The organism is Nocardia tenerifensis NBRC 101015 (assembly GCF_000308715.1).
Classification (GTDB): domain Bacteria; phylum Actinomycetota; class Actinomycetes; order Mycobacteriales; family Mycobacteriaceae; genus Nocardia; species Nocardia tenerifensis.
Genome location: NZ_BAGH01000178.1, coordinates 1 through 5097, shown reverse-complemented (window position 1 = coordinate 5097; position 5097 = coordinate 1). Strand labels below are relative to the sequence as shown.

At 72.8% G+C, this 5097-nt stretch carries 6 protein-coding genes; all 6 read left to right on the top strand.

Going from position 1 to position 5097, the window contains the following annotated elements; genetic code table 11:
* The coding region (locus tag ON39_RS14575) for a glycosyltransferase family 9 protein (protein ID WP_040734556.1) at nt 1-385 on the top strand (385 nt) is incomplete at its 5' end.
* A gap of 1 nt (nt 386) precedes the next feature.
* Nucleotides 387-950 carry a D-sedoheptulose-7-phosphate isomerase gene (locus tag ON39_RS14570; protein WP_040734555.1) on the top strand — a complete coding sequence of 188 codons (564 nt, stop codon included), beginning with the start codon at nt 387-389 and terminating at the stop codon, nt 948-950.
* Entirely contained in the window at nt 947-2323 is a 1377-nt protein-coding gene (locus ON39_RS14565) for a PfkB family carbohydrate kinase (protein ID WP_040734554.1), read from the top strand. The genes ON39_RS14570 and ON39_RS14565 overlap by 4 nt, the downstream gene beginning before the upstream one ends.
* A 17-nt stretch (nt 2324-2340) precedes the next feature.
* Entirely contained in the window at nt 2341-3030 is a 690-nt protein-coding gene (locus tag ON39_RS14560) for an SDR family oxidoreductase (RefSeq protein WP_040734552.1), read from the top strand.
* Entirely contained in the window at nt 3021-3971 is a 951-nt protein-coding gene (locus tag ON39_RS14555; RefSeq protein ID WP_040734551.1) for a glycosyltransferase family 9 protein, read from the top strand. Before ON39_RS14560 ends, ON39_RS14555 begins: the two co-directional genes overlap by 10 nt.
* A partial coding sequence (locus ON39_RS14550; protein WP_040734549.1) for a UDP-glucose dehydrogenase family protein occupies nt 3964-5097 on the top strand: 1134 nt, incomplete at its 3' end. The genes ON39_RS14555 and ON39_RS14550, both read left to right, overlap by 8 nt.

Here is a 5097-nt window from a genome sequence, read left to right as displayed (position 1 = left end):
CGCCGATCGATCGCTCACCGCCGCCGTCGCGGGCGATTACGCCGTCGACCTCGGCGGCGCTACGACGCTGCCCGAGCTGGCCGCCGTGCTGCGCGGCGCGAGCGTGGTGGTCGCGCCCAACACCGGTCCGGCGCATCTCGCCGCCGCCGTGGGCACGCCGGTCGTCTCCCTCTTCGCACCGGTCGTGCCCGCCGCGCGGTGGGCGCCCTACGGAGTGCCGGTGGCGCTGCTCGGCGATCAACTCGCGGGCTGTCGCGGCACCCGAGCCCGCGAGTGCCCGGTCCCCGGGCATCCGTGTCTGGAATCGATCACTCCGGAAGAAGTCGTCGTGGTGGCGGAGGAACTCAGTGCAGGCAGGCCCGGTCGTCTGCGGACAGGAGTATGACGTGATCGAGGAACACTTCGCGACATTGTGCGCCGCGCTGGAACGCAACAGTCGCTTCGCGCCGAATATCCGCCGGTGGGGTCAGGAGCTGGCCGAGGTCTTCGACAGCGGCGGCCGGCTGCTCGCCTGCGGCAACGGCGGCAGCGCCGCCGAGGCCCAGCATCTGACGGCCGAGCTGGTCGGCCGCTTCCGCAACGAGCGACGACCACTCTCGGCGATCGCCCTGCACGCCGACACCTCGGCGGGCACGGCGATCGTCAACGACTACGGCGAGGCGGAGATGTTCGCGCGCCAGGTCCGGGCGCACGGCAGGCCGCGCGACGTCCTCGTGCTCTTGTCCACGAGCGGTACGAGCGAGAACGTGGTCGCCGCCGCCAAGGCCGCGCACGACATCGGCGTCACCACCTGGGCGATCACCGGGCCAGCGCCCAATCCCCTTGCGGCACTGTGCGACGACGCGCTGGCCGTCGAGGCGCCGAGCACCGCCACCGTGCAGGAGGTGCATCTGGTCCTCGTCCACGCCCTGTGCACGGCGCTCGACGAGGCATTGGGGATACCGACATGAAGCCGCTGGTGGTGGTCGGGGACTGCCTGCTCGACGTCGACATCGAGGGTGTCGCAGAGCGGTTGTGCCCCGAGGCGCCCGTGCCGGTGGTGGACGTGGAACGCCGGTGGCTGCGGCCGGGCGGCGCGGGCTTGGCCGCCGCGCTGGCCGCGCAGTCGGTGCCCAGAGTCTCCCTCGTCACGGCGACCGCCGACGACCGCGCGGGCCGTACCCTCGCGCAACTGCTCGACCTGTACGTGGACGTCGTCGCGCTGCCGCTGCGCGGGGAAACAGTGCGGAAAACTCGAGTGCGCGCCGCCGGCCAGTCGTTGCTGCGGCTCGATACCGGCAGCGGGACAGCCGATGCCGGCTCGCTGAACGCGGCGGTGACCGACACGCTGCGCTCGGCGGGCGCGATCCTCGTCGCGGATTACGGCCGCGGCGTGGCCGCGCACCCACAGATCCGGCGGCTGCTCACAGAGCTGGCCCGGACCGTGCCGGTGGTGTGGGACCCGCACCCGCGCGGACCGGCGCCGACGCCGGGCGCGACGCTGGTCACGCCGAACTGGAAGGAGGCCCGCCAGTTCGCGCCGGGCTACCTCGAACCCGACGAATTGGCGAAAGTCCTCCGCGACGAGTGGTCCGCCGATTCCGTCGCCGTCACCACGGGTTCCGACGGAGCCGTCCTCGCCAACGGAAAGCAGCTGAGGGTGGTCCCCGTGCCCACTGCGGTGCGCGTCGCGAGCCACGCGCGCTCGGACACCTGCGGTGCGGGCGACCGATTCGCGTCGGCCGCGACCGCCGCCCTGCTCGACGGCGCCACGGTGGCGGACGCGGTGTCGCACGCGGTGGAGACGGCGGCGCGGTTCGTGGCGGCGGGCGGCGCGGCGACGCTGTCCACCTGTGACCGCGTCCCGATCACGAAAACCGCCGCGCAGACCAATGATTCGGCGTTCGAGGTGGCGGCGCGGATCCGCGCGCAGGGCGGCAGGCTGGTCGCCACCGGCGGCTGCTTCGATCTGCTGCACCCCGGCCACGTGAGCCTGCTGCGGCAGGCGCGCGAGATGGGCGACGCGCTGGTGGTCTGCCTCAATTCCGATGCGTCCGTGCGGAATTTGAAGGGCCCGCGCCGTCCGATCCTCACCGCGCGCGACCGTGCGCGGTTGCTGAGCGAGCTCTCCTCGGTGGACGCCGTCGTCGTGTTCGACGAGCCGACACCGAGCGCGGTACTGGATCGTCTCCGCCCCGACGTCTGGGTCAAGGGCGGCGACTACACCGACGTGGGGCTGCCGGAGGCCGAGGTCGTGCGCGGCTACGGCGGCGAGATAGCGCTGATCCCCACCGTTCCCGGCTACTCGACCACCCAGCTGGTCGCCGCCGCCCAGGCCCACTGACCCGACGAAGGAGCGCGATGCGAACCCTTGGCAATATCTTGATCACCGGTGGAGCGTCCGGCCTCGGCGCGGCGGTGACCGCCGCCGTCCGCGCGAACGGGGGCCGCCCGTACGTGATCGACCGCGCCGAACCGGAGCACCCCGTCGACTTCGTGCGCGCCGACCTCGCCGACACCGAGGCCGCCGAACGCGCGGTGCACGAGCTCGTCGACCGCGCGGGCGGCCGCATCGACGGCGTCTTCACCGCGGCGGGCACCGACGCCTGCGGCGCGCTGGACTCGGTGTCGACGGCCAAGTGGGAGAACGTGATCCGGGTCAATCTGATCGGCACGGCCGCCGTGGTCCGGGCGGCCCTGCCCGCCCTGCGGGAAAGCCACGGGACGGTGGTCACCTGCGCCTCCACCCTCGGCATCAAGGCGGTGGGCGACGCGACCGCCTACTGCGCCTCGAAATTCGGCGTCGTCGGCTTCACCAGGGCACTCGCCGCCGAGACCGCGGGCAGCGTCGGGGTGACCCTGCTGATCCCCGGCGGCATGCACACGGCCTTCTTCGACGACCGCGACGAGCAGTACAAGCCGCCGCCGGACGCGAAACTCAACCGGCCCGAGGACGTCGCCGACGCGGTGATCTTCGCGTTGCGGCAGCCGCCGGGCTGCGAGGTCCGGGAGATGGTCGTCTGCGCATCGGTCGAGGGATCGTGGCCTTGAGCCGCTCCGTCCTCGTGCTCCGCGCGCTCGGGCTCGGCGATCTGCTGACCGCCGTGCCCGCGCTGCGCGGACTGCGCGCGGCCTACCCGGACGACCGGGTGGTGCTCGCCGCGCCGGAGTCGCTGCGCGAGCTGGTCGACCTCATCGACGCCGTCGACGAACTGCTGCCCACCGCCGGGCTCGGCGCGCTGCGGCCGGCGGGCCCGCCGCCAAGGCTGGCCGTCAACCTGCACGGTCGCGGCCCGCAGAGCATTCGTGATCTGCTGACGGCCGGGGCGAATGACCTACTCACCCATAGTCATCCGGACTTCCCCGAGCTGCCCGGCCCGCGGTGGCGGGCGGACATGCACGAGGTGGATCGTTGGTGCCGGCTGCTGGCCTTCGGCGGGATCGACGCCGACCCGACGGCGTTGCGGCTGCCCGAGCCGGCCGAGCCCGCCGCCGAGACGAACGTGGTCGTGCTCCATCCCGGCGCGGCGTACCCCGCACGCCGCTGGCCCGCCGACCGATTCGCAAGGGTCGCAAGGGTACTCACCGCCGACGGCCACCAAGTGGTGATCACCGGCTCGCCCGGCGAGGTCCCGTTGGCCACCGCCGTCGCCGAACAGGCGGACTTGCCGCTGTCCTCGGTCTACGCGGGGCGCACCGGGCTCGCGCAACTCGCCGCGCTGGTGGCCGCCGCGGCGCTGGTCGTGTGCGGCGACACCGGCGTCGGGCATCTCGCCACCGCGTTCGGCACCCCCTCGGTGCTGCTGTTCGGCCCGACCGCGCCCGCCCGCTGGGGGCCGCCCAGCGCCGCGAGACAGCACCGGACGCTGTGGGCGGGGCGCGCCGGCGATCCACACGGCGACCAGCCGGATCCCGGGTTGCTCACGATACGACCCGAACAGGTACTGACGGCGGCGTCCGCCCTACTCGGAGAGAAGGTGCGCCATGGGTAATCGTGTCGGCGTGGTAGGCGCGGGTTATGTCGGGCTCACCAGCGCGGCCTGCCTCGCGCACCTGGGCCATCACGTCGTCTGCATGGACAACGACGAGTCCAAGGTCCGGTCGCTGTGCGCGGGCGAGGTCTCGATCGTGGAGCCCGGCCTGCCGGAACTGGTTCAGGAAGGGCTCGCGGAGAACCGGCTCGTATTCACCTCGGACCCAGGGCAACTCGGCGAATGCGAGGTGGTGCTGCTGTGTCTGCCCACCCCGATGGGCGCGGGCGGCAAGGCCGATCTCGGGGTGCTCGAGGACGCGCTCGAGACGTTGTCCTCCACGCTCTCCCCGGATTGCGTGCTGGTCACCAAGTCGACCGTTCCGGTGGGGACGGCGCAGCGGGTGCCCGCCATCGCCGGCCTCGCGAGCTCGGCGGTCGTCAGCAACCCGGAGTTCCTGCGGGAGGGCCGCGCGGTCGAGGACTTCCTGCATCCCGACCGGGTCTTGGTCGGGGCCGCCGAGCAGGACGGGGAGGCGGCCGACCGGGTCGCGGAGCTCTACGCGGGGACGGGCGCGCCGGTGCTGCGCTGCGACACGGCCAGCGCCGAACTCGCCAAGTACGCCAGCAATGCCTTTCTCGCGGTGAAGCTCTCGTTCGTGAACACCCTGGCCGAGCTGTGCGAGCAGGTCGGGGCCGACATCACCAAGGTCACCGCCGCGATGGGCCTCGACGATCGGATCGGCCCGGCCTTCCTCGCGCCAGGCCCCGGCTGGGGTGGTTCGTGCCTGCCCAAGGACACGCGCGCGCTGCTGCGCGGCGCGGAGGCGACCGGCGTGGACTTCGCGCTGGTGCGAGACGCGTTGCGCGCCAACGACTATCAGCGCGCGCTGGTGATGCGCAAGATCCGCCGCGCGGTCACCGGGGCGATCGACGGCTCGCTGGCGGGCACCCGGATCGGCGTCCTCGGCCTCACCTTCAAGGCCGGGACAGGCGACCTGCGTGAATCCCCCGCGGTCGCCATCGCGCGCCAGCTCTCCCGGCACGAGGCCGTGGTCACCGCCTACGACCCGTGCGTGCCGGAGCGCGACCACACCGATCTCGACGGCATCCAGGTGGTGGACGACCCGTATCTGGTCGCCAAGGGC